The organism is Ruegeria sp. PrR005 (assembly GCF_010500245.1).
In the GTDB taxonomy this organism is placed as follows: domain Bacteria; phylum Pseudomonadota; class Alphaproteobacteria; order Rhodobacterales; family Rhodobacteraceae; genus Ruegeria_B; species Ruegeria_B marisflavi.
Genome location: NZ_JAAGOX010000032.1, coordinates 237979 through 258766 on the forward strand (window position 1 = coordinate 237979; position 20788 = coordinate 258766).

Annotated in this window: 22 protein-coding genes; 5 read left to right on the top strand and 17 right to left on the bottom strand. The window is 64.9% G+C overall.

What is annotated here, in order from left to right; all coding sequences use genetic code 11:
- Nucleotides 1-87: 87 nt before the first annotated feature.
- From G0P99_RS16765 to G0P99_RS16790, 6 genes are all read right to left on the bottom strand, one after another.
- The gene (locus G0P99_RS16765; RefSeq protein ID WP_164131624.1) at nucleotides 88-975 is read right to left on the bottom strand and encodes a DmsC/YnfH family molybdoenzyme membrane anchor subunit; all 888 of its coding nucleotides are present in this window, start codon (nucleotides 973-975) and stop codon (nucleotides 88-90) included.
- On the bottom strand, nucleotides 975-1724 hold the full coding sequence (locus G0P99_RS16770) for a 4Fe-4S dicluster domain-containing protein (RefSeq protein ID WP_164131625.1): 750 nt from the start codon (nucleotides 1722-1724) through the stop codon (nucleotides 975-977). Before G0P99_RS16770 ends, G0P99_RS16765 begins: the two co-directional genes overlap by 1 nt.
- Nucleotides 1721-4546, bottom strand: coding sequence for a molybdopterin oxidoreductase family protein (locus G0P99_RS16775; RefSeq protein WP_164131626.1), 2826 nt, complete (start codon nucleotides 4544-4546; stop codon nucleotides 1721-1723). Before G0P99_RS16775 ends, G0P99_RS16770 begins: the two co-directional genes overlap by 4 nt.
- 128 nt (nucleotides 4547-4674) lie before the next feature.
- Nucleotides 4675-5688: a phosphate acetyltransferase gene (pta, locus tag G0P99_RS16780; RefSeq protein ID WP_164131627.1), complete on the bottom strand. Its 1014-nt coding sequence runs from the start codon at nucleotides 5686-5688 to the stop codon at nucleotides 4675-4677.
- A 20-nt stretch (nucleotides 5689-5708) separates the two neighbouring features.
- A complete protein-coding gene (xsc, locus tag G0P99_RS16785; protein ID WP_164131628.1) occupies nucleotides 5709-7484 on the bottom strand; it encodes a sulfoacetaldehyde acetyltransferase in 1776 nt (591 codons plus the stop codon).
- A gap of 114 nt (nucleotides 7485-7598) precedes the next feature.
- A complete protein-coding gene (locus tag G0P99_RS16790) occupies nucleotides 7599-9077 on the bottom strand; it encodes a PLP-dependent aminotransferase family protein (RefSeq protein ID WP_164131629.1) in 1479 nt (492 codons plus the stop codon).
- A gap of 182 nt (nucleotides 9078-9259) precedes the next feature.
- Between G0P99_RS16790 and G0P99_RS16795 the strand changes: the two genes are divergently transcribed.
- Both G0P99_RS16795 and G0P99_RS16800 read left to right on the top strand, forming a co-directional pair.
- Entirely contained in the window at nucleotides 9260-9577 is a 318-nt protein-coding gene (locus G0P99_RS16795) for a helix-turn-helix transcriptional regulator (protein WP_164131630.1), read from the top strand.
- Nucleotides 9570-10601: a permease gene (locus G0P99_RS16800; RefSeq protein WP_164131631.1), complete on the top strand. Its 1032-nt coding sequence runs from the start codon at nucleotides 9570-9572 to the stop codon at nucleotides 10599-10601. The genes G0P99_RS16795 and G0P99_RS16800 overlap by 8 nt, the downstream gene beginning before the upstream one ends.
- Before the next feature lie 6 nt (nucleotides 10602-10607).
- Here the strand turns inward: G0P99_RS16800 and G0P99_RS16805 are convergent, their stop codons facing one another.
- Complete coding sequence (locus tag G0P99_RS16805) at nucleotides 10608-11000, bottom strand: hypothetical protein (RefSeq protein ID WP_164131632.1); 393 nt, start codon at nucleotides 10998-11000, stop codon at nucleotides 10608-10610.
- A gap of 48 nt (nucleotides 11001-11048) precedes the next feature.
- Nucleotides 11049-11825 carry a DUF1013 domain-containing protein gene (locus tag G0P99_RS16810; RefSeq protein ID WP_164131633.1) on the bottom strand — a complete coding sequence of 259 codons (777 nt, stop codon included), beginning with the start codon at nucleotides 11823-11825 and terminating at the stop codon, nucleotides 11049-11051.
- Nucleotides 11826-11953: 128 nt separating this feature from the next.
- Between G0P99_RS16810 and G0P99_RS16815 the strand changes: the two genes are divergently transcribed.
- Entirely contained in the window at nucleotides 11954-12583 is a 630-nt protein-coding gene (locus G0P99_RS16815) for a ribonuclease T2 (RefSeq protein ID WP_164131634.1), read from the top strand.
- Between the two features lie 7 nt (nucleotides 12584-12590).
- Here G0P99_RS16815 and G0P99_RS16820 read toward each other — a convergent pair whose 3' ends face one another.
- From G0P99_RS16820 to G0P99_RS16835, 4 genes are all read right to left on the bottom strand, one after another.
- Nucleotides 12591-13079: a hypothetical protein gene (locus G0P99_RS16820; RefSeq protein WP_164131635.1), complete on the bottom strand. Its 489-nt coding sequence runs from the start codon at nucleotides 13077-13079 to the stop codon at nucleotides 12591-12593.
- Between the two features lie 182 nt (nucleotides 13080-13261).
- Nucleotides 13262-13957 carry a substrate-binding domain-containing protein gene (locus G0P99_RS16825; RefSeq protein ID WP_164131636.1) on the bottom strand — a complete coding sequence of 232 codons (696 nt, stop codon included), beginning with the start codon at nucleotides 13955-13957 and terminating at the stop codon, nucleotides 13262-13264.
- A 60-nt stretch (nucleotides 13958-14017) separates the two neighbouring features.
- Nucleotides 14018-14614 carry a recombination mediator RecR gene (gene recR, locus G0P99_RS16830; RefSeq protein ID WP_164131637.1) on the bottom strand — a complete coding sequence of 199 codons (597 nt, stop codon included), beginning with the start codon at nucleotides 14612-14614 and terminating at the stop codon, nucleotides 14018-14020.
- Nucleotides 14615-14690: 76 nt separating this feature from the next.
- The gene (locus G0P99_RS16835) at nucleotides 14691-15035 is read right to left on the bottom strand and encodes a YbaB/EbfC family nucleoid-associated protein (RefSeq protein WP_164131638.1); all 345 of its coding nucleotides are present in this window, start codon (nucleotides 15033-15035) and stop codon (nucleotides 14691-14693) included.
- Between the two features lie 148 nt (nucleotides 15036-15183).
- Here G0P99_RS16835 and G0P99_RS16840 point away from each other — a divergent pair, with 148 nt between their 5' ends.
- Nucleotides 15184-16407 carry a hypothetical protein gene (locus G0P99_RS16840; protein WP_164131639.1) on the top strand — a complete coding sequence of 408 codons (1224 nt, stop codon included), beginning with the start codon at nucleotides 15184-15186 and terminating at the stop codon, nucleotides 16405-16407.
- Here G0P99_RS16840 and G0P99_RS16845 read toward each other — a convergent pair.
- The 4 genes from G0P99_RS16845 to G0P99_RS16860 all read right to left on the bottom strand — a co-directional run bounded on the left by G0P99_RS16845 (nucleotide 16381) and on the right by G0P99_RS16860 (nucleotide 19588).
- On the bottom strand, nucleotides 16381-17256 hold the full coding sequence (locus tag G0P99_RS16845) for a TauD/TfdA family dioxygenase (RefSeq protein WP_164131640.1): 876 nt from the start codon (nucleotides 17254-17256) through the stop codon (nucleotides 16381-16383). The two genes, G0P99_RS16840 and G0P99_RS16845, sit on opposite strands and share 27 nt — an antisense overlap.
- Before the next feature lie 80 nt (nucleotides 17257-17336).
- On the bottom strand, nucleotides 17337-17879 hold the full coding sequence (locus G0P99_RS16850) for an NADPH-dependent FMN reductase (RefSeq protein ID WP_164131641.1): 543 nt from the start codon (nucleotides 17877-17879) through the stop codon (nucleotides 17337-17339).
- A 219-nt stretch (nucleotides 17880-18098) separates the two neighbouring features.
- Complete coding sequence (locus G0P99_RS16855; protein ID WP_164131642.1) at nucleotides 18099-18767, bottom strand: OmpA family protein; 669 nt, start codon at nucleotides 18765-18767, stop codon at nucleotides 18099-18101.
- 128 nt (nucleotides 18768-18895) lie between these two features.
- On the bottom strand, nucleotides 18896-19588 hold the full coding sequence (locus G0P99_RS16860) for a YafY family protein (RefSeq protein ID WP_164131643.1): 693 nt from the start codon (nucleotides 19586-19588) through the stop codon (nucleotides 18896-18898).
- A 108-nt stretch (nucleotides 19589-19696) separates the two neighbouring features.
- On the opposite strand from G0P99_RS16860, the gene G0P99_RS16865 reads away from it, so the two are divergent.
- Nucleotides 19697-19861, top strand: a complete 165-nt coding sequence (locus G0P99_RS16865) for a hypothetical protein (RefSeq protein WP_164131644.1) — start codon at nucleotides 19697-19699, stop codon at nucleotides 19859-19861.
- Here G0P99_RS16865 and G0P99_RS16870 read toward each other — a convergent pair.
- Entirely contained in the window at nucleotides 19858-20709 is an 852-nt protein-coding gene (locus G0P99_RS16870) for a bifunctional helix-turn-helix domain-containing protein/methylated-DNA--[protein]-cysteine S-methyltransferase (protein WP_164131645.1), read from the bottom strand. The two genes, G0P99_RS16865 and G0P99_RS16870, sit on opposite strands and share 4 nt — an antisense overlap.
- Nucleotides 20710-20788 lie beyond the last annotated feature (79 nt).

Below are 20788 nucleotides of genomic sequence, written 5' to 3' on the forward strand. Positions count from 1 at the left end.
GGAAAAAAACCGGCGCCCTATCCCTGGGCGCCGGACTACTGCTTCTTTCTGGTCAAAAATACTCAAATCGAGGCGTTGCCGTGCAGGCTAACGTTTGCCGTAGTAGAGCCCGACCACATGTTCCGCCTGCGCAAAGAACAGCCAGCGCGACGTGGCGATGCCGATCAAATGCGCGATCACGGCGAGCAGGGCGAGCAGATGTTTGATCACCACGTCATGCATCGGCACCAGCAACAGCGCCAGCGGCAGGACAAAGCCAAAGCCCAAGGCCAGCATCCGCAGCTTTGCCGCGTGTTTGCGGCCGACGACATGCACGAATTCGCGCAGCAGATAGTTGGATCCGGTATGCGGCGGCTCAAAGGCGCGCACCTTGCCGCGCGATCCCAACCCGGTCGCGGTTCCGATATTCGTGCCGGAGTTGGCCAGCGCGGTGTCGCCCTGTTTCCAATAGGCCAGTTGCACCGCACCCGCGATCAGCAGCAGTACGATCGCGGTAGTGTTCTGGCCGGCCAGCAGCGCGCCGCCGGCAAGGCTGAAGGACAGGAACATCGCCGGTGTCAGGTTCATGTTCCAGCGCGGAATGGTCTTGAGCTGGGCATAGATCATCGACGTGGTGAACACCGTGAAAAGCGACAGCGCCGCGCCCAGCCAGCCAAGCAGACCCCAGCGCTGGTCCATAAAGATCACGCCGATGGCATAGATCCCCATGAGGATCAGCGCCGCGACCGCAGAGCAGCCTTCGCGGCTGAGCCAGCTTGTCCGCCACTGGCTGAACGCCTTCCAGGCGCGCTCGGGGTGGCCGAGGTGGAATGTCGAGGCCAGAAGCCCGCCGACGGCCAGACCGAAGGCAATGGCGAAGAAGACAAAGGCCACCCAACCGGATACGTCGGGCAGGCCAAGGCCGAGAAAGGCCAGCAGGCCAAAGCCCAGTCCGGACAGGGTGGTAAAGAGGATGACGGAAGGAGCGGGATGCATCAGAGTTTCTCCAGGGCCTTGTCGAGCCAGGCGATGAACCCTTTGGGTTCTTCGGCCACCGGCGCCAGCAGCGGCGCCAGGATGTCGGTCTGATCCTCGATCCTGTCCTTGGGCCGGGGCGGCAGGTACTTGTTGACGGGCTTGGTGCCCATTTCCGGCATCAGGTCCATGCCACCGCGTTCGGCCACCAGTTGCGACACCTCGCTGTCCGGGTCGCCCAGATCGCCGAAATGGCGCGCACCTGCCGGGCAGGTGCGCACACAGGACGGCACCCGGTCCACCTCGGGCAGGTTGTCGTTATAGATGCGGTCGACGCAGAGGGTGCATTTCTTCATCACCCCTTCGGCAAGATCCAGTTCGCGCGCGCCATAGGGGCAGGCCCAGGCGCAGAGGCCGCAACCGATACAGTCGCTTTCGTTGACCAGCACGATCCCGTCCTCGGAGCGTTTATAGCTGGCGCCGGTCGGGCAGACGGTGACACAGGGCGCGTCCTCGCAATGCAGGCAGGATTTTGGGAAATGGATCAGCTGGGCGTGCCCCTCGGGCGGCTGCACCTCGTAGGAATGCACCCGGTTCAGGAATGTGCCCGAGGGATCGGCCCCATAGGGGTTCTGATCGCTGAGCGGCGCGCCGTAGTTCTCGGTGTTCCAGCCTTTGCAGGAGATCACGCAGGCATGGCAGCCGACACAGGTATCGAGGTCGATGACCAGACCCATCTTGCGGTCGGTGGATTGGGGGAGTTGGGTCATTCACCTACCTTCCAAGCCAGGGTTTTTGGGCCGGTTCCGACCGGCGACTTGATCGGGTCGAAGGCCGGTTGGCTCTCGGTCATTTCCTCGGGGCCCGCCACCTTTTCGATTTTCACCTTGAGGTCGAACCAGGCCGCCTGACCGGTCACCGGGTCGGAGTTGGCCCAGCGCAGCCCGTCGCCCTTGGGCGGCAGCAACTCGTGGATCAGGTGGTTGAGCAGGAAGCCCTTGGTGGCCTCGGGCGCGTCCGGTTCCAGCGCCCAGGCGCCTTTGCGCTTGCCGATCGCGTTCCAGGTCCAGACGGTGTTGTCATTGAGCGCGGCCATCTCCATCACCGGCACCACGATCTGACCATGGGGTGAGGTGACCCGCGCCCAATCGCCATCCTCAAGCCCCTGCTCGCGCATGATTTTTGTCGGGACATAAAGCGGGTTACGCCCGTGCAGCTGCCGCAGCCAGGCGTTCTGGGTGCCCCAGGAATGGTACATGGCCATGGGACGCTGGGTCAGGGCGTTGACGGTGTAGCCCTCGTTACCGTGCTGATCGGTCTCGTACCAGATCGGCAGCGGGTCCAGCCGCTGGCTGATCCGGGCGCGCAGGTGATCCGGTGGCTGGCGCTCGCCATGGCCTTCGGCCGCCAGTTGGAACTGGCGCATGGGTTCGGAATAGAGCTGGAACAGGTAGGGTTGCGGGCTGTCGTAGAGACCCATGCCCACGGCCCAGTCCTGATAGGCCGCGTTCCAGGGTTTGTAGTATCGCGCCGCGTCCGGCACGTGTTCGACAAAGAAACCGCCGTTCTCGATATAGCGGTCGAGCTGATCGGGATTGACCTCGCCGCGCCCGGCCTTGTCGCCCGCCGCGCCCCGGAAACCGGCCAGCGGGCCGATGCCGGGTTTGCGTTGGTGATTGACGATGTAATCGGCGTAATCGGTGTATTTCGCCGCGCCGTCCTCGTTGGTGAATCCGGGCAGTTTCAGCTTGTTGGCCAGTTGCACCAGCACCGTCTGGAAGCCGCGCACATCGCGGTCGGGTTCGATCACCGGCCAGCGGATCGCGTCCGCCGCGCCGTCCGCCTCGCAGATCGGACGGTCGAGCAGCGAGATACAGTCGTGCCGTTCCAGATAGGTCGTGTCGGGCAGGATCAGGTCGGCATAGGCAACCATCTCGGAGGAATAGGCATCGGAATAGATGATCCGCGGGATGACGTAGTCGCCGCTCTCATCCTTGTCCGTCAGCATGTCGATCACGCCGCGCGTGTTCATGGTCGAGTTCCACGACATGTTCGCCATATACATGAACAGCGTGTCGATCTTGTAGGGATCGCCGGCATGTGCGTTTGAGATCACCATATGCATAAGCCCATGAGAAGACATGGGGTTTTCCCAGGTGAACGCCTTGTCGATGCGGGCCGGGCTGCCGTCGGGTTTGAGCGCCAGATCCTCGGGTCCGCGCACGAAGCCCAGGTGCGGGCCGTCGAGCGGGGCGCCCGGCGTGGCCTTGCAGTGGGGTTTGGGGTGCGCCTCGACCGGCTTGGGATAGGGCGGTTTGAAGCGGAAGCCGCCGGGCACTTCGACCGTGCCCAAAAGAATCTGCAACAGGTGCAACGCGCGGCAGGTCTGGAAGCCGTTGGCATGGGCCGAGATGCCGCGCATGGAGTGGAAGGAGACCGGGCGGCCCTTCATCAACTTGTGGGTCTCGCCCCGGAAATCTGTCCATTCCTGTTCGATCTCGAACGCTTCGTCAAAGGCGACGCGGGCGATCTCGGCGGCCAGCGCGCGGATGCGCGCGGCGGGGATGCCGCAGCGGTCGGCCACCGCCTCGGGTGTGTACTCCTCGGACAGGTAGCGATTGACCGTTTTGTACATCACCGTGTGGCAGGTTTGGCCGTTTTGTACATGGGTTCCGGTCAGGTCCGGGCGCACGCCGGGACGGTCGAAGGGGGCCAGTTCGCCGGTCGCGCGGTCGATCACCAGCACCTTGCCGTCCGCGTCGCGCAACAGCAGGCCGTGGTCGTCGGCGCCTGGGTTCTCGATCATCAGACAGGGCGCGTTAGTGTAGCGCGCGAGATAGTCGAGGTCGATCTTGCCCGCCTTCATCAGCACATGGATCAACGACAGGATCAGCAGCCCGTCGGTGCCGGGCGTGATCCCATACCAGTCGTCGGCCACCGCGTTATAGCCCGAGCGGATCGGGTTGACGCCGACCACCCGCGCGCCGCGCGCCTTGATCTTGCCGATGCCCATCTTGATCGGGTTGCTGTCATGGTCCTCGGCCACGCCGAAGAGAATGAACAGCTTGGTATGATCCCAGTCGGGCTGGCCGAATTCCCAGAACGCGCCGCCCATCGTGTAGATGCCCGCCGCCGCCATGTTGACCGAGCAGAAGCCGCCATGCGCGGCATAGTTTGGGGTACCGAAATTCTGTGCCCAGAAGCTGGTGAAGCTTTGCGACTGGTCGCGTCCGGTGAAGAAGGCCAGTTTCGAAGGGTCGGTTTCGCGGATCGGTTTCAGCCAGCCGGTGGCGATTTCCAGCGCCTCGTCCCAGCTGATCTCCTGGAACTCGCCCGAGCCGCGCGGACCGACCCGTTTGAGTGGCGCGCGCAGGCGCGAGGGGGCGTTGACCTGCATGATCCCGGCAGAGCCCTTGGCACAGAGCACGCCCTTGTTCACCGGGTGGTCGCGGTTGCCCTCGATATAGGCGACCTTGCCATTTTTCATGTGCACGTTGATGCCGCAGCGGCAGGCGCACATGTAGCACGTGGTTTTTCGCACCTCGTCGGAAACCTTGGGCGAGGTGTCGAGCTTTGGCTGCTGGTGGATCATTCGGGTTTCCCTGTTCTGTCGTTCCACACGCTAGGGCAGATCACCCCTTCCGGCGACAATTTTCTTGCAAATTCAAACTTCACGAAACCCTTTTCCGCAAAACTGCAATTCTGGGTGGTGTTGTTCTTTCATTGCGCCTGCGCCAGGGCTTGCAGAACCGTGACGGCGATCATCTGGGTGACATCACCGGCAACGCAGCCGCGCGACAGGTCGTTGGCCGGTTTTGCCAATCCTTGCAGAACCGGACCGATAGCCGTGTATCCGCCAAGGCGCTGGGTGATCTTGTAGCCGATATTGCCCGCGTCGAGATTGGGGAAGATCATCACGTTGGCCTGCCCGGCCACATGCGAGCCCGGCGCCTTGGACGCGCCGACCGAGGGCACAAAGGCGGCGTCGAATTGCAATTCGCCATCGGCCTCCAGTTCGGGATGATCCGTGCGCAACCGGGTCAGCGCATCGGTGACCTTGGTGACGTTGGGGTGTCGCGCGCTGCCCATGGTGGAGAAGGACAGCATGGCGATCTTCGGTTCCTGTCGCAGCAGCGCCCGGCACGAGGCGGAGGAGGCGGCGGCAATGGCCGCCAGTTCCGCGGACGACGGGTCGATCACTAGCCCGCTGTCTGAATAGAGCATCGCGCGGGCGTGGGCGGTGGCGCCTTCGGGCGGGTACATCAGGAAGAAGCTGGAGACCATCGCGGCACCGGGCGCCGCGCCGATCACCTGGATCGCGGTGCGCACCACGTCCGAGGTGGTGGCAACCGCGCCTCCGACCGTGCCCGCCGCGTGACCGGCGCGCACCAGCATGGAGGCATAGACAAGCGGGGTGCGGACGGCGGCAAGCGCGTCGGCCTCGCTGACGCCCTTGTGCCGCCTGAGGTCGTGATAGGCGGCGGCGAACCCGTCGGTCAGCGGCGAGGTGTCGGGATCGTGGATGGACAGGCCATCACCTTCGGCCGCGCCCTGCGCTTGAAGCTCGGTCTGGATCGCGGCGGTCTGCCCGACGAGGATCACATCCGCGATCCCCGCCGCACGGGCCGCCAGCGCCCCCGCGACAACGCGGGGATCGCTGCCTTCGCTCAGCGCGACGGTGGCGCGCCGGGCCGGGGGTTCAGACAGCAGAAGATCAATTGGCGTTCGTGTCATCACCCGGGGCCCTGTTGCGCTCAGACCTGCTGAGGCCGCATGTCGGCCTTGTCGATGCCTGCGACGCGAACCGGTTTCTTCATGGCGTCGCGGCGGAAGGGTTCGCCGAGCTCCTGGTTGATCATGGCCTCGATCAGGGTGGTCTTGCCTGCCTTCTGATCTTCGATGGCCTTGGCCAGGGCGGCGGTCAGCTCGTCCATGGTGTGGGCCACGATGCCTTGCAGGCCGCAGGCCTTGGCGATGCCTGCATAGCTGACCTGCTCGTCCAGTTCGGTGCCGACGAAGTTGTCGTCGAACCACAGGGTCGAGTTGCGCTTTTCCGCGCCCCACTGGTAGTTGCGGAACACGACCTGGGTGACGGCGGGCCATTCGCCGCGACCGATGGCGGTCAGTTCGTTGACCGCGATGCCAAAGGCACCATCGCCAGAGAAGCCGACAACAGGAACGTCGGGGCAGCCGATCTTGGCGCCGACAACCGCGGGCAGACCGTAACCGCAGGGGCCGAAGAGGCCGGGGGCCAGGTATTTGCGACCTTCGTCAAAGTCGGGATAGGCGTTGCCGATGGCGCAGTTGTTGCCGATGTCCGAGGAGATGATCGCCTCGCGCGGGAGCGCCGCCTGGATCGCGCGCCATGCCATGCGGGGGCTCATCCATTCTGGCTTGGCGGCGCGGGCGCGCTCGTTCCAGGTGGTGCCCGGATCGTCATCCTCGTGGGTCATCGACGAGAGCTGCTGGGCCCATGCCGATTTGGTCTGGGCGATACGGTCCTTGCGCGCGGCGCGGCCTTCGTCACCGGCGGTGTCGCTGAGCTGGGCCAGGATGCCCCGGGCCACCTTGGCCGCGTCCCCGATGATGCCGACCGAGACCTTTTTGGTCAGGCCGATGCGGTCGGGGTTGATGTCGACCTGGATGATCTTGGCATCTGCGGGCCAGTATTCCATGCCGTAGCCCGGCAGGGTCGAGAACGGGTTCAGACGGGTGCCGAGGCAGAGCACCACGTCGGCGGACTTGATCAGTTCCATCGCCGCCTTGGAGCCGTTGTAGCCCAGCGGCCCGGCAAAGAGCGGGTGCGAGCCGGGGAAGGCATCGTTGTGCTGGTAACCGACGCAGACCGGGGCATCGAGACGCTCTGCCAGGTCCTTGGAGGCGGCGATGCCGCCCTTGGACAGCACCACGCCGGCACCGTTCAGGATCACCGGGTTCTTGGCGTTCGACAGCAGCTCGGCCGCTTGCGCCACCGCCTGTTCGCCGCCCGAGGGGCGTTCGAATTCGATGATGGCGGGGAGCTGGATGTCGACGACCTGGGTCCACATGTCCCGCGGAATGTTGATCTGGGCCGGGGCGCTGGCGCGCTTGGCGTTCATGATCACGCGGTTCAGAACCTCGGCCACGCGGGTGGGGTCGCGGACCTCTTCCTGGTATGCGACCATGTCCTCGAACAGTTTCATCTGCTCGACTTCCTGGAAGCCACCCTGGCCGATGGTCTTGTTGGCCGCCTGCGGGGTGACCAGCAAGAGCGGCGTGTGGTTCCAGTAGGCGGTTTTGACAGCGGTGACGAAGTTGGTGATGCCCGGACCGTTCTGGGCGATCATCATCGACATCTTGCCGGTGGCGCGGGTATAGCCGTCGGCCATCATGCCGGCGCTGCCTTCGTGTGCGCAATCCCAGAAGGTGATGCCTGCGGCCGGGAAAATGTCCGAGATCGGCATCATGGCCGAACCGATGATCCCGAACGCATGCTCGATCCCATGCATCTGAAGGGTTTTGACGAAAGCTTCCTCGGTCGTCATTTTCATAAGAACGCACTCCATGCGATTGACAGGGGCCAGTGTCCTTCCGGGCATCGGCGGATTGGAGTCAGGTTTAGGCGCAAGGGTAAGGTGGGCGTTAGGGCCAGACGGCCCGGCAACTTAATGCCAGTTGGGTCCGGCGTGACGCTCTATGGCGCGGGCGATGCGCTCGATACCCGGCGCGATGCGGTCCGTCTGGATCGAAGAATAGCCGAGCCGGTAATAGTTCGTCGGTCTGTCCGAGCCGGAAAAGAAGGTGGTGCCCGGTTCGATATGAACGCTTTCGCCGCGCAGCGACATGGCCAGCGCGCCGCAATCCACCCCGACGGGCGCCTGCATCCACAGCGACGAGCCACCATAAACACCGCGCCCGGCAATGGTCAGACCGTTTTCCGCGATGGCGCGTTCGATCTCGCGCCGCCGTTGCAGCAGCACCGAGGACATGCGCCGGATCTGGGTGTCGTAATGGCCGAGCGACAGGAAATAGGCGGCCGTGCGCTGGATATGTCCGGGCGGGTGGCGCAGCACCAGCGCGCGCAGCGCGCGCGCCTCGCGGATGAACGGCTCAGATCCCACCATGTAGCCCAGCCGCAGCCCCGGAAAGAGCGATTTCGAGAAGCTGCCGACATAGATCACGCGCCCGTCGCTATCGAAGGATTTCAGCGCGGGAGAGGGCGACCCCAGAAAGGCCAGTTCAAACTCGTAATCATCCTCGACGATCATCGCGTCGATTTCGCGGGCGCGTTCCAGCAGCCGGTGCCGCCGCGAAACCGGCATGGTGGCGGTGGTCGGGCTCTGATGGCTGGGCGTGGTAAAGATCACGTCGGTATCGTCGGGGATCTCCTCGGGCGGGAGACCGTCGAGATCGACCCGGATTGGAACCAGATTGCAGCGCGACTGGATCAGCAATTCGCGCAGGGCATAATAACAGGGATCCTCGATCGCGGCCTTGCGGCGCCGGTTCAGCAGCACCCGCGCCGCCAGCCAGAGCGCATTCTGGGCGCCGAGTGTGATCAGGATCTCTTCGGGCCGGGCCGAGATGCCGCGCCGGGGCAGGGTGTGGCGGGCGATGAACTCGATCAGCAGCGGATCGTCCTGGTCCACGTAATCGGCGGTGAGCGAGGCGAAATCCTTTTGCCCCAGTGCGCGCACGGCGCAAAGCCGCCAGTTGGCGTGATCGAACAGGGTCGGATCGGCCTGACCATAGATGAACGGATAACGGTAGCTGCGCCAGTCCGCCGGTTTCTGAAGCGTGTCGCCGCCGGTGAACTTGCGCGCGATGGCGCGGTTCCAATCGACGGTTTCCTGGTCGCGCAGGGGGGGCGCGTAGCTGGGCGGGATCGGGGCGTTTTCGGACACGAAATAACCCGAGCGCCCGCGGGAGGTGAGATAATCGTTGGCCAGAAGCTCGGTATAGGCCAGCGTCACCGTGATCCGGCTGACGCCAAGATGGGTGGCCAGCCGCCGCGACGAGGGCAGTTTCTCTCCCATGTGGAAGCGGCCCGACAGGATGCCCTCGGCGATCATCTGCTGGATCTGTGCCTGCAAGGTGCCCTGGGCGCCCTGCTTGAGAAAGAAGGTTTCGACGGGAATGGCCATGGGGTCAGCCTAGCTTGGACTTATGTCAGGTACAATTTGGACTTATCGCGGCATAGCAAGCATTTTCCCCTGTTGGCGTCAGGAGTGATATCGAACTGGCCTTATGCCGGTCAGGCAGAAAGGACTTGCGCGACTCAATTATTCTATATAACTAGTTTTGTAGTTTAAATGAGGTGACGACGATGTGGAAAACGGCGGCCGAGGGATTTAACGCCATGGGGTCGGAGGCGCGGTTGAAGGTGCTGCGCGTGCTGATCCGGGCCGGGCAACCGGGGCTTTCGGTGGGGGAAATTCAGGAACGGACGGGGATTCCAGCCTCGACCCTGGCGCATCATCTGAAGGCGCTGACCTCAGGCGGCGTGATCGAACAGGAGCGTATCGGGCGGACGACCATAAACCGCGCCTCGTACGAGCGTCTGGATGCGCTGGCACGTTTCATCCTGGCCGAGTGCTGTGTCGACCAGCAGGCCGGGTCGGAAAAGGAGACCGAAAATGGCTGATATGGCCCATCCCACGACCCAGCCACTGCGCCGCGTCCGGGCGGCGTTGAAAACCCCTTGGGCGTTGAGCGCGGCGCTGCTTGTGGCGGTTGCGGTGCTGGATCCGCAGAACCTGAGTACCGTTTCGGTGTTTGCAGTGCGGGCTCTGGGACATACCGCGCAATACATCCTGTTTGCGGTGCTGCTCCTGGCCTATCTCAAGGCGACGGGGGCCGAGGTGCTGGTGGCGCGCGCCTTTGAGGGGCGCGAGACGCGGATGATCCTGCTGGCGGCCCTGTTCGGGGGGCTGGCACCGTTCTGTTCCTGCGAAGTGATCCCGTTTGTTGCCGGGTTGCTGGCGTTGGGGGCGCCCTTGTCGGCGGTGATGGCCTTTTGGCTGAGCTCGCCGCTGATTGACCCGCCGACGCTGTTGATCACGGCGGGCGCGCTGGGCTGGCCCTTTGCCATTGGCAAGGCGGTGGCGGCGGTGGGGCTGGGCCTGTTCGGCGGGTTCGTGGTGCGGGCGCTGTCGCGGGGCGGTGCGCTGGCCGATCCGCTGCGGGTTTACAAGCGGTCTGGTTGCTGCGGCTGCGGCACGCCCAAGCCGGTTGCGCCGGTGTGGCGGTTCTGGACCGAGGCGGAGCGGATCGCCGTGTTTCGCGAGGAGTTTCTGAGCAACGCGCTGTTCCTGCTGAAATGGCTGGCGCTGGCCTATGTGATCGAGGCGCTGCTGGTTCAGTACGTTCCGGCCGAGGTGATCGCCGGGCTGGTGGGCGGCGAGGGGCTGTTGCCGATCGTCATCGCGGCGCTGGTGGGCATGCCGGCCTATCTGAACTCGTATGTCGCGCCGCCGTTGCTGGCGGGGCTGACCGAACAGGGGATGACGGCGGGTGCGGCGATGGCATTCATTGTGGCAGGCGCGGTCAGTTCGGTCCCCGCGATGGCGGCTGTCTGGTCGCTGGTCAAGCCAAGGGTCTTTGCGCTGTATCTGGGGCTGGGGATCACCGGTGCGGTGATCGCCGGTGTCCTGTTCCAGATGATCTGAGCCCGGTTACTGCCCTGCGCAATGCTGGGGCAGTTTCAGCCGGTACCGCGCCTCGCGACTGGTGACGTAGACCCGTTTTTCGACACAGGCAGTGGTGGTGATCGCGTTGGCAATCGGCCCATCGGTGGTAGAGATCGAGATGGCATTCCCATCGGGCAGCCGGACCGAGACCACGGCGCCCTTGTTCAGGTCACCATTGACAGCCACCGCCGACAGCACGTCGAGGGTCAGGAACGCCTCGTGCTCGTGCTCTTCCTCGCCCTTGCCGAAGAAGAACAGCGTGAGCAGGATTGCCAGGATCAGAGCCGCCGCCGCCAATACGGCGCCGCGGGTCTGGAAGAAGGCATAGACCGATACCGCGCGGTGCGGGCCAAGCAGTTTGGACAGAATATCAAGCATGGGATCTTACAAGCGAGAACCCCGGCCAGTGGGCCGGGGCATATCGGGTCAGTAGCGCGGATCGTCGTCTTCTTCTTCGTCGTGATCGCCGCCCTTGGGCAGGTTGAAGAAGCTGTCGGCATCCACGATGGGGCCGTGATCGTCATCGTCGTCATCGCTGGTGTCGATCGGCTCGGAGAGCGAGAAGTTCTCCAGCCCTTCGATGGCGGTGGGGATGCGGGGCGAGGTTTCCATGCCCAGCGACTGTTCGGTCGAAACCAGCTTGCGGCGCTCGTCGTCGCTCATCACGCCGCCTTCGGCGGCCTTCTTGGCGGCGGCCTTTTGTACCACCGAGTCCAGTTCGGACTGGCGGCAAAGCCCCAGGGCAACCGGGTCGATGGGCTGCATGTTGGAGATGTTCCAGTGGGTCCGCTCGCGGATCGACTGGATCGTCGGCTTGGTGGTGCCGACCAGCTTTGCGATCTGGCCGTCGGAAAGCTCCGGGTGGAACTTGACCAGCCACAGGATCGCGTTCGGGCGGTCCTGACGCTTGGACAGCGGGGTGTAGCGCGGGCCGCGGCGCTTTTCTTCGCCCGAGGCGGCAGGGTTGAACTTGAGCTTGAGCTTGTGCAGCGGGTTGTTCTGCGCCTTGTCGATCTCTTCCTGGGTCAGCTGGTTGTTGGCGATCGGGTCAAAGCCCTTGACGCCGACAGCCACGTCGCCATCGGCGATGCCCTGGATCTCCAGCTCGTGCATGCCGACGAAATCGGCGATCTGCTTGAAGCTGATCGTCGTGTTGTCAACCAGCCAGACGGCGGTCGCCTTGGCCATCAAAGGTTTTGCCATGGCTTGTCTCCTTGCGAATACATCTCTCCCGTCGCCGGAATTCGGCTGCCCCGGGGTCTTGGGGCGGTTTCCGTTGTCGGGGAACTCCGGCTGTATATAGTCGGGCCGGGCAGATAAGGAAAGAGCGAATGCGCTGGTTGATTCTGTGGGTTCTGAGCGCTGTTTCGGTGTTGGCCGATGGCGAGAAAGCGGGCCAGTTCGACTATTACGTGCTGTCGCTCAGCTGGTCGCCGAACTGGTGCGAGACCACGGGCGACGCGCGGGGCGAGGACCAGTGTAACCCGCGCCACGATTATGGCTGGATCCTGCACGGGTTGTGGCCGCAATACCAGTATGGCTGGCCCTCATACTGCCGCACCTCCGAGACGCCGCCCTCGCGCCGGATGACGGCGGAAATGGCCGATATTCAGGGCAGTTCGGGCCTTGCCTGGCATCAGTGGAAGAAACACGGCACCTGTAGCGGGCTGAGCGCGCAGAACTACTTCGACCTGTCGCGCGAGGCCTATGACAGCGTGGTCCGGCCCGAGGTGTTCCGGCGGCTTGACCGGACGGTCCAACTGCCCGCGCGGGTGGTGGAAGAGGCGTTTCTGAAGGCCAATCCGAACCTGGAACGCGACATGCTGACGGTGACCTGCAACGGGCGCTATATCGCCGAGGTGCGCATCTGCCTGTCAAACAGCCTGAAACCGGTTCCCTGTGGCCGCGACGTGGTGCGCGACTGCCGGACCGAGGACGCGCTGTTGCACGCGATTCGCTGAAGCCGGATCAGCCCTGTTCCTTTTGGCATTCGCGGGCATATTCCAGCGCCTTGGCGGTTCCCTTGAGGTCGATCGCCATGACCTGCTGCCCGTCCACGCCATAGACGGTCATCACCTTGCGCTGGGCGATGGCGTGCACGAATTCGCGGTCGGTGAAGAACACGGTCGCGCCGCGCACCTTGCCCTGTTTCGCGCCAATGGCGGTGGCTTCGAACTTCTCTCCGTCCAGGTCGAAGGTGACGGGATAGCTCTTGCCGTCTTCGATCTCGCCCCAGGCCTTGTTGTAGACGGTGAAATAGCCGCGATTGCCCGAGGCGTCATAGCCGAGGCGGACAATCGAGAGATCCTGATAGACGGTCTGGATCAGGCAGCCGTTGCCAAGGGCAGGGTCCACCATCAGGTTCCAGCCATGCACGAACCCCTTGTCGATCAGCTCTTGCGACCAGGCGGCGGTGGCGGTTGCGGCGGCGAGGGCAAGGGCGAGAATGCGGATCATCGGGACATCTCCGGGCGGTGAACGGTGCTTTATCCTTACCTAGCCGCAAAGCGCGTGGGACAAAAGGAAAACCCCGCCGGGCGATACCGATTTCGTGGGGCAGGTTTGGGGCGTGCCCCATGATATGGCCATCGGTTCGGCGCCGGGGAGTAACCCGGCAGGCCAAGGGTCGTCTGGCGCGGTCAGGCAAAGCCGAAGCGCATGGCGCCCGCCGCTGCGAGTTCGTCATTCAGCGTGCCGGAGGTCAGAAGGTCGAGAACGGCGGTGGCACCGCGGCCGGGTGAGGCGCTGAGGAAGATCGACATGTCGATGTCGGTGCCGAAGTCGCGGGGAAAGACCGCAGCGGGGGCGATGCCGGGGGTCGACAGAATCGTCGACAGTGGTGCCACGGCCAGTTCGGTGTCCCCTGCCGTGACCGAAGCGACCGGTTCGCCGCCGCCCATCGGGCGGCTTTTCGGGCGCAGGGTGTCAGACAGCCCCAGCCGCGCAACCGCATCCAGGAAGATGCGGCCGCTGGTGCCCGCGCCGGTATAGGCGATGCTGTCCGCCCGCCGGAAAAGATCGGCGATTGCGAACGCGTCCCGGAGGGGCTCTGCCCTGGGACCCGCCCGGCAGCCGACCGCAAGCGGTACCCGGCCAAAGGGCCGGTGCGTGGCCGGGTCGACCTGGTCGCTGGCAATCAGGGCGGGGACATATTCGGGATTGGTCAGCCCGATGTCGAAGGCTTCGCCGGCTGCGATGCGTTCGGGTATCTTGGGGTTGAGATCGACAATCTGTGTGACCGGTCGGCCCGCTGCCGCGTCGAGGCGCGGGCCGAGGAGCGCCATTATGCCCCGGATCGCTGTGGGCACGAAGATGTGCAGAGTGGCTGTTGTCATGTCCCGGCCCTCTTGGCGACCTACCCTCTGGGTCAAAGTACTGGCCTTTTGGAAGCCGGGCTAGAGATCCTTGCGGGCGCGCATGGCGGCCGAGATGGTGCCGTCGTCGAGATAGTCGAGCTCGCCGCCAATGGGCACACCCTGTGCCAGCGAGGTCAGCCGCACGCGGCCGCCCAGCTGGTCGGCGATGTAATGAGCCGTGGTCTGGCCGTCGATGGTCGCGTTGAGGGCCAGGATCACCTCGGTGATCGCTTCGGTCGTGATCCGGTCGGCCAGCCGCGGAATGCGCAATTCCTCGGGACCGACCCCATCGAGCGCCGACAGGGTGCCGCCTAGCACGTGATAGCGGCCCTTGAACACACCCGAGCGTTCCATCGCCCAGAGATCGGCCACATCCTCGACCACGCAGAGCTCGCCGGTGGCGCGGCGCTCGTCGGTGCAGATGTCGCAGACATCCGAGGTGCCGATATTGCCGCAATTGAGGCATTCGCGGGCGGTGGCGGCGACCCGTGTCATCAGGTCGGCTAGCGGGGTCAGGAGCAGGGCGCGCTTGCGGATCAGGTGCAGCACCGCGCGCCGGGCCGAGCGTGGCCCCAGCCCCGGCAGACGCGCCATCAACTCGATCAGCGCGTCGATATCCTTGGTCGATCCGGCCATGGTCCTGGGTCCTGCTCGCTGCCTGCTTTGCCGCGATGATGCACCGGCTTCACGGCAAAGGAAACGGCTGCCGTCGTCAGAACGGCAGCTTGATGTCCTTGGGCAGGCCCATGCTTTCGGTCAGGCGGGCCATTTCCTCTTGCGCCTTTTCGGCCGCCTTGGCCTGGGCGTCCTTGATCGCGGCCAGGATCAGGTCTTCGACCACTTCCTTGTCGTCGCCGTTGAAGATCGAGGGGTCGATGTTCAGCCCCTTGAGCTCGCCCTTGGCGGTGGCGGTGGCCTTGACCAGCCCGGCGCCGGATTCGCCGGTGACCAGGACAGTGTTCAGATCTTCCTGCATCTGGGCCATCTTGGTCTGCAATTCCTGCGCCGATTTCATCATCTTGGCCATGTCGCCGAGGCCGCCGAGTCCTTTGAACATTGGGTGTCTCCCGCAATTGAGGTTTGCGTCTAGATACGGGCGGCGGTCCTGCGGCACAAGCCTATCCGGGTGCGGGCGCGCAATCGGCTGTCTTTGGCCGCGTTCGATGCTAGGCTGACCGGAAACCGGATCGCGGGGGAGGGCGACCATGTTCGCGGTTGCAGATACGGACAAGCTGGTTGACGACGGGGTGATCGCCCCCGAGGCCGCGCGCGAGATCGAGGCGCGGTCGCGGCAGGCGATGGTGACACTGGGCATCAACACGGTCCTGTGCCTGGGCATCCTGTCGGCGACGGGCGGGCTGATCCTGTGGTTGCAGGATCCGCTGGCGGTGGCGGTGGTGGGGTTGATGCTGCTGGCGGGCGGGTTTGCCATTCTGTCGCGTGGCAGCGGGGAATTGCGGATGTTCGGCAATGCCGCGGCGCTGATCGGGGCCGGTATGCTGTGCGGCGGCGGTACGGTCGAGCTGGTGTCGAACCATCCGCAGATCGCGGGCCAGATGCTGAGTGTTCTGGGCGGGCTGATCCTGGCCGGGGCGATGTTCGCCTTTGTCCGTGATCTGGCGCGAGCGCCGTTTGTCACCGGGGCGGTGGCCCTGATGGGGTTGGCGATGCATGTCGGCGGGCTGGGGTATCTGATTGCCGACAACGGGGTGTCGGGCCTGCTGGTGAGCCTGTTTTACTTCTACACGGCGGGTTTGCTGGTGGCGGGGGGCTGGCTGCTGGACGTGCGGCTGATCACGGCGCTGGCCATCGTGCCCTTTGCCCAGATGCTGGATACCGGCACCTTTTACTTCCATGCGGCCTATGTTTTCTATTCGCCGGAATCGACGCTTTCGATCCTGCAAATGGCGGTGCTGCTGGCGGCCTGTCTCTGGGTGGTGGGGCGATATGGCGAGCGCACGGCGCGGCACGCGCGCATCCTGGCGATGCTGGGCTTTGTCGTGGCTAACCTCTGTGCGCTGGTTGGCTCGCTCTGGGGAGATGTGGTGGGCGAGACGATCTGGGGTCCGGCAGAGCCGCAGGTCTGGACCGAAGGCGCCTGGGATGCCTATTCCAAGGCGCGCGAAGCCTTTCGCGACACCGCCTTGGTCATTTCCGAGGGGGTCTATTCGGTGCTGTGGGCGGCGGCGCTGGTGGCGTTGCTGTTCTGGTCGGCGCATCGCGGCAACCGGGGGCTGTTCAACGCCTCGCTCGTGTTCGGGGTGATCCACGCCTATACCCAGATGTTCGAAAGCTTTGGCGAGGAGCCGCTGGCCTATGTCATCGGCGGTCTGGCTCTGATTCCGATCGCCTGGGGCATGTGGCGGTTTGATCGGTGGATCAAGGCACAGGCCTCGGCCGCTTCAGGCGTGCAGCACCCGGACGGCTGACAGCCCATCGGCCTCGGTCACCGAACAGCAGATCGAACGCAGGGTGCGTTCGTGGTCGTAATCCCAGGGGCGGCCCCGGTGCAGGGTGGCGCGTTCGTCCCAGATCAGCACGTCGCCCACCTGCCAGCGGTGAGAGTAGACGTATTCGGGGCGGGTGCAGAAGGCGATCGCCTCTTCCAGGATCTCCTGGCTTTCGGCATGGCCCAGCCCCTCGATGGCAAAGGCATGTGAGGCGATGAACAGCGCCTCTTCGCCGGTGACCGGGTTGGGCCAGATCGCGCGCCAGGGCCGGTCGGGCCAGCGGGTCATTGTCGGCAGGCGGGCGAGCTCGGCCGAAAGCTTGGCACGGCTGTGCGACAGCCGATGCCAGATCACCGCATGTTTGAGCCGGTCGCGCAGATGCGCCGGCATCTCGGCCCAGGCTACGCGGGTCGAGGCGATCTCGGTCTCGCCGCCCGAGGGCGGCACCACCAGCGCGGTCAGGATGTTGATCAGCGCCGGGGTGGGCAGGAAGGTGCTGTCGGTATGCCAGAGCATGTTGGATTGCAGGTTCAGCATATGCAGGTCGTCCTGCGCCCGCAGCCCGTTCCTGGTCTGGTTGCTCAGCTCCGAGACCTGGAACGCGACATCGCGTCCGGCGGCCATGGCATCGCGGTTTTCCAGCGGGCCGAACAGCGTGCCCAGCCGGGTGTGATCGGTGTCGGTGATCGACTGCGCCGGAAACAGCAGCGCCGAATGGGTTTCGAACAGCGCCCGGATCTCGGGGTAGAGGTGACCGGCGGTCACCTCGCGCAGGTCGATGTCATGGACGATACGCCCGAAACTCGGGTGAAGCGCGCTGGTCTGCATTCCGGCCTCCTGTTGCCTGCTAGGGTCAGGCTGGCGCGGGTTTGACCGCCGCGCTTGCCGGTTTGCGACACATTTTCGGTTTAGCGTTGTGCTTCGATGCGCAGCTTGTCCATCAGCTGTTGCAGGGTGGCGGCATATTGATCGCTGATCAGGCGACCCTGGTCGTCGAACTGGTTGGAACTGTCGGCCAGATGCACCCCCGGGCCGGACAGCAGCCGGGGCTGGAATGGCACAAGGAAGCCGCGCAGCGTTGCCTGCGCGCGCTCGCCACCGGCCCGGCCACCCGCCGCCGACATCACCGCCACCGGCTTGTCAGCCCAGGGGCTGCCCTTGGTGCGGCTGACCCAGTCGAGCGCATTCTTGAGCACGCCGGATGGCCCCTTGTTGTATTCCGGCGTCGAGATCACCACGGCATCCGCGGCGGCGATCTGGTCGGCGAGCGCCTGGACCGATGCGGGGATGCCCTCTGCCTGTTCGTTGTCGCCGTCATAGAGCGGCAGATTGAGGTCAGCCACGATGAATCGGGCGGGCGCGAAAAGCCGCGCGGCCTCGTGCATCAGTTTGCGGTTGGTGGCCTCGCGACGCAGCGAGCCGCTGATACCCAGCAAGGTAAGATCGGTCATGTCGGTCTCCTGAACGTGTTGGGTTCAACCTAGCCCGCGATGCCCGGGCGCCAAACCCCTGCCGTCGCGCAATCCCTGTGTGAAAATGCGCGACAATGGGAGGGGGCGTGCCGATGCCACGCAGCGCGACTCAGACTTTTGAAAAAAGTCTGTGGACAAATCCTCTGCGAGGATTTGGTGTCGCGCAGCGACGGTGAAAGCACCGCTGGTGCCGCTGGTTCAGCGGTTCTTGGGGACGATGACGATCTCGACCCGGCGGTTCTGGGCCTTGCCTTCGGCCGTCAGGTTCGACGCGATCGGATTGTTTTCGCCCATGCCGATGGTCGAGATCCGGTCATAGGTCACCCCGCCCGATTGCAGGATGTCGGCCACCGCGTTGGCGCGGCGTTCGGACAGGCCCTGGTTGTAGGCGGCATCGCCGTCGCTGTCGGTATGGCCGATGACCTGCACGTTCGACTTGGGATAGCGCACGAGATGGGCCGCGACCTTGCGCAGGTCGGATTGCAGCGCCGGTCGCACGGTATAGCTGTCGGTGTCGAAGGTGATGTCGTTCGGGACGGTCACAATCAGCCGATCGCCGGTGTTGATGATTGAGATACCGTCATTGGCCAGTTCCTGGCGCAGTTCGGCCGCTTGTTGGTCGAGCTGCTTGCCGATCAGCCCGCCGCCGGCGGCGCCAATGGCCGCACCGGCCAGCGCGCCCAGCGCCGGGTTCGAATCGTTGGCGATCGCGCCGACACCGGCGCCCAGGATGGCGCCCGCGATGGCGCCGGTCTTGGTGTTCTTGTTCGGGTCGGCATTGGTGCTGAGCGAGGCCGGATCGGTACAGGCGCCCAGCGTCAGAACGGCCACCAGCCCGGCCGCAAGGAAATGTTTGTTCGAAGTCATGGATTCACCTTCTGCTCCTGCGCTCACTTAACGCGGCACTTGTTGCTTTGTTCCAGTATATCACAGCCCGAGCTGGTGCGAACAAGCGACAAAGCGGTGAAATAGGCGATTCCCTGCCCATCCGGCGATCAATTCGGGGTGGCGGCCTCGTCCCAGCGGCTTTGATCCTGCCAGAGCTGGCGCAGGGCCGCTGCCTGCGGGGCAAAGCTGTCGGACAGCAGGTCGCAGGCCCAGATCCGGTCGGTGCGGAAATGGCGAAAGCCCTGCCGCAATTCGCACCAGGCCGCCAGCATGGTGCAGTCGAGGTGATAGATCAGCCCGACCGGGCGCAACACGCGCATCGTCTGGACGTCATTCACGCTGCGATATTCGACGCTGAGCTTGCGCGCCTCGCGCACGGCCTGACGCAACAATGCGATGGGGGTGCAGCCCTGCCCGGGATCGTCGGCGGGCGCGCCCCAGGGCGCCACTCGCAGCCAGTCGGCCGGATCGTGCAGCGCGTCGATCTTGGCGCAGACCCGTTCTGCGGCCTGTTGCAGGGCGCTGTCGCCGGTGCGCACGAGCATCGAGAGGCCGACGCGCAGCGCCTCGACCTCTTCCTGATCGAAGTTGAGCGGCGGCAGGTCATAGCCGCCGCGCATGACGTAACCCAGGCCCGCCGCGCCCTCGATCGGGGTGCGCATGGCCTGAAGCGCGGCGATATCGCGATAGACGGTGCGGGCCGAGATCTCGAGCCGCGCGGCGAGATCCTCGGCGGTGATGGGCGCGGTGGCCGCGCGCAGGATCTGGATGATTTCGAACAGTCGGGTGGAGCGGCGCATGGGATCCTCGGGCGTACTGCTGACACCCTATCACATGCCCCTGACAACGGGGTGTCAGCAGGCTTGGGGTCTGATGGCCGTCGCATCGACAGCCGAAGGAGACCGAACATGCCAAGCCGCGACCACCATGTGTTAATGGCCCGCAAGCTGGAGCGCTGGAGCGTGCCCCAAACCCTGCGCAACTGGGAAATCGAGAGAGAGCTTGCCGCCCGCCGCGAGGCGCGGCCAAGGCGGCTGCATCTGCTGCGCTGGATGGCGGCGCGCTGGCGCTAGGCCTCGCTGCGGGCCGCTTCCCAGGCCAGCATGGCGCGTTTCACCGGCAGGCCCCAGTGATAGCCGCCCAGGCCGCCCGATTTGCGCAGGGCCCGGTGGCAGGGTATCAGCCAGCTGACCGGGTTGCGCCCCACCGCCGTGCCCACGGCGCGTACCGCGCGCGGCTGCCCGATGGACTGGGCCAACTCGCCATAGGTGGTGACCTGGCCCGAGGGGATGCGCAAGAGCGCCTCCCAGACCTTGATCTGCAAGGGTGCGCCGATCAGGTAGAGCGGCACCGGCTCCAGCCGGTCGCTGGCGGCGCCAAAGGCGCTGAGTGCCCAGGGGCGCAGGCGCATCGGATCCTCGACGAAGGTGGCCTGTGGCCAGCGCGACAGCAGATCCTGCATCGTGGCCTCGGCGCCCGCCTCGGCGGCAAAGCCGATGCCGCAGATGCCGCGCTCGGTTCCCATTACCAGTGCCGGGCCAAAGGGGCTTTCGAACCAGCCCCAGTAGATGGTCAGGTCCGCGCCCTTGCGGGCATAGTCGCCGGGGCTCATCGCCTCCCACCGGACGAAGAGGTCGTGAAGGCGCCCGGTGCCCGAGAGACCGACATTCTGGGCTGCTTCAAGCAGGGTGAACCGGTCCTCCAGCAGCGCCTTGGCATGGCCCAGTGTCAGGTATTGCTGGTACTTCTTGGGCGACACTCCGACCCAGCGCGAAAAGATGCGCTGGAAATGCGCGGGGCTCATATTCATCTGCGTCGCCAGATCATCCAGCGACATGCTCTCGCCGCCCGCGTCGATCAGCTCGATCGCGCGGCGGATGACGCCATAGTGATAGCCCTCTTCCGTGGTCTGAACGTTCATGTCGCACCTCTTTGTCTGATCTGAACGTAGCGCGCAGCGCCCGTCGCCGCGACCCGGAACCTGTGCAAATATTTGTCAA

Coding starts and splice junctions, on each gene's coding strand:
- G0P99_RS16825 (WP_164131636.1), bottom strand. CDS start 13,957: ATGACAACAGCCACTCTGCACATCTTCGTGCCCACAGCGATCCGGGGC.
- G0P99_RS16850 (WP_164131641.1), bottom strand. CDS start 17,879: ATGACCGATCTTACCTTGCTGGGTATCAGCGGCTCGCTGCGTCGCGAG.
- G0P99_RS16870 (WP_164131645.1), bottom strand. CDS start 20,709: ATGAACGTTCAGACCACGGAAGAGGGCTATCACTATGGCGTCATCCGC.
- xsc (WP_164131628.1), bottom strand. CDS start 7,484: ATGAAAATGACGACCGAGGAAGCTTTCGTCAAAACCCTTCAGATGCAT.
- G0P99_RS16820 (WP_164131635.1), bottom strand. CDS start 13,079: ATGATCCGCATTCTCGCCCTTGCCCTCGCCGCCGCAACCGCCACCGCC.
- recR (WP_164131637.1), bottom strand. CDS start 14,614: ATGGCCGGATCGACCAAGGATATCGACGCGCTGATCGAGTTGATGGCG.
- G0P99_RS16770 (WP_164131625.1), bottom strand. CDS start 1,724: ATGACCCAACTCCCCCAATCCACCGACCGCAAGATGGGTCTGGTCATC.
- G0P99_RS16800 (WP_164131631.1), top strand. CDS start 9,570: ATGGCTGATATGGCCCATCCCACGACCCAGCCACTGCGCCGCGTCCGG.
- G0P99_RS16775 (WP_164131626.1), bottom strand. CDS start 4,546: ATGATCCACCAGCAGCCAAAGCTCGACACCTCGCCCAAGGTTTCCGAC.
- G0P99_RS16805 (WP_164131632.1), bottom strand. CDS start 11,000: ATGCTTGATATTCTGTCCAAACTGCTTGGCCCGCACCGCGCGGTATCG.
- G0P99_RS16865 (WP_164131644.1), top strand. CDS start 19,697: ATGCCAAGCCGCGACCACCATGTGTTAATGGCCCGCAAGCTGGAGCGC.
- G0P99_RS16840 (WP_164131639.1), top strand. CDS start 15,184: ATGTTCGCGGTTGCAGATACGGACAAGCTGGTTGACGACGGGGTGATC.
- G0P99_RS16810 (WP_164131633.1), bottom strand. CDS start 11,825: ATGGCAAAACCTTTGATGGCCAAGGCGACCGCCGTCTGGCTGGTTGAC.
- G0P99_RS16790 (WP_164131629.1), bottom strand. CDS start 9,077: ATGGCCATTCCCGTCGAAACCTTCTTTCTCAAGCAGGGCGCCCAGGGC.
- G0P99_RS16765 (WP_164131624.1), bottom strand. CDS start 975: ATGCATCCCGCTCCTTCCGTCATCCTCTTTACCACCCTGTCCGGACTG.
- pta (WP_164131627.1), bottom strand. CDS start 5,688: ATGACACGAACGCCAATTGATCTTCTGCTGTCTGAACCCCCGGCCCGG.
- G0P99_RS16855 (WP_164131642.1), bottom strand. CDS start 18,767: ATGACTTCGAACAAACATTTCCTTGCGGCCGGGCTGGTGGCCGTTCTG.
- G0P99_RS16835 (WP_164131638.1), bottom strand. CDS start 15,035: ATGTTCAAAGGACTCGGCGGCCTCGGCGACATGGCCAAGATGATGAAA.
- G0P99_RS16845 (WP_164131640.1), bottom strand. CDS start 17,256: ATGCAGACCAGCGCGCTTCACCCGAGTTTCGGGCGTATCGTCCATGAC.
- G0P99_RS16815 (WP_164131634.1), top strand. CDS start 11,954: ATGCGCTGGTTGATTCTGTGGGTTCTGAGCGCTGTTTCGGTGTTGGCC.
- G0P99_RS16860 (WP_164131643.1), bottom strand. CDS start 19,588: ATGCGCCGCTCCACCCGACTGTTCGAAATCATCCAGATCCTGCGCGCG.
- G0P99_RS16795 (WP_164131630.1), top strand. CDS start 9,260: ATGTGGAAAACGGCGGCCGAGGGATTTAACGCCATGGGGTCGGAGGCG.